The organism is Terrabacter sp. 2YAF2 (genome assembly GCF_052114705.1).
Taxonomy (GTDB): domain Bacteria; phylum Actinomycetota; class Actinomycetes; order Actinomycetales; family Dermatophilaceae; genus Terrabacter.
In genome coordinates this window covers 1-841 of record NZ_JBFRFG010000058.1, presented here as the reverse complement: position 1 = coordinate 841, position 841 = coordinate 1, and the positions used below count along the sequence as shown (strand labels likewise).

Below are 841 nucleotides of genomic sequence, written 5' to 3'. Positions count from 1 at the left end.
CCACCCACTTGATTTGATATCTCCATAGAGTTTCGGCTGTCATAGCGAAGGGGAAACGCCCGGCTCCATTCCGAACCCGGAAGCTAAGCCCTTCAGCGCCGATGGTACTGCACTGGTGACGGTGTGGGAGAGTAGGACGCAGCCGGACAACCATTAAGACGACAACCCCGCCAGGACACCTGGCGGGGTTGTTGTATATCCATACCCTTTTCGCAGGGCCTGTACGTTCATCCACGACTCTCAATCCTGTCACCGCCCGTGTGCCGGTCATAACGGGCCCTGTCTCGTCTTTGGGCCGCCGTTGGTCTTTATGCTCGTCAGCAGCTATAAAGCCCCGATTTGCAGATCCTCGGCGCCCTCGGCCACTGGAAGGCGTCTTCGGCCGAGGTCCCTCCGCGCAGTTCATGATGAACTCCGTCGTCATCGGGGGTCGTGACCGTGGTGCTCGGGCTCATACTTGTCACGCCGATCGTGGCCTTCGACACGTTGGCCCTGACGCTGCTGTGGTGGAGTCATTAAGCTGCCAATCTCGGGGCCTGATGGTTTCTCGGAAGGGCGGCTCGACACTTACCAGATGCAGATGGTCCCGTTCATGGCGAACGCGTTCTCGATCTTCCTCTTCTACCAGTACTTCGACTCGATCCCGAAGGGCCCCGGCGCGCCTGCCGGAAGCGTTCGGGAGGCGGTTGCCGTTGTGTGAGTCCCCTTGTGTGGTGGGGTTTGAGGCCCGGCATGTCGTGAGGACGTGAAGGGGCCATCGGCGGGATCTTCGGTGTGTACGGCCAAGTACTCATCGAAGAGGAGCCACACCGATGGCCTTGCCCCAGTCTGCCCTGTCCGA

The 841-nt window shown here is 60.4% G+C and carries 1 protein-coding gene and 1 rRNA gene; both read left to right on the top strand.

Annotation, left to right across the window (positions count from 1 at the left end; translation table 11 throughout):
• The first annotated feature begins 31 nt into the window (after window positions 1-31).
• Window positions 32-148: ribosomal RNA gene (gene rrf / locus AB4030_RS22410) — 5S ribosomal RNA — on the top strand.
• A 426-nt stretch (window positions 149-574) separates the two neighbouring features.
• Complete coding sequence (locus tag AB4030_RS22405; RefSeq protein ID WP_442281407.1) at window positions 575-700, top strand: hypothetical protein; 126 nt, start codon at window positions 575-577, stop codon at window positions 698-700.
• The last annotated feature ends 141 nt before the right edge of the window (window positions 701-841 follow it).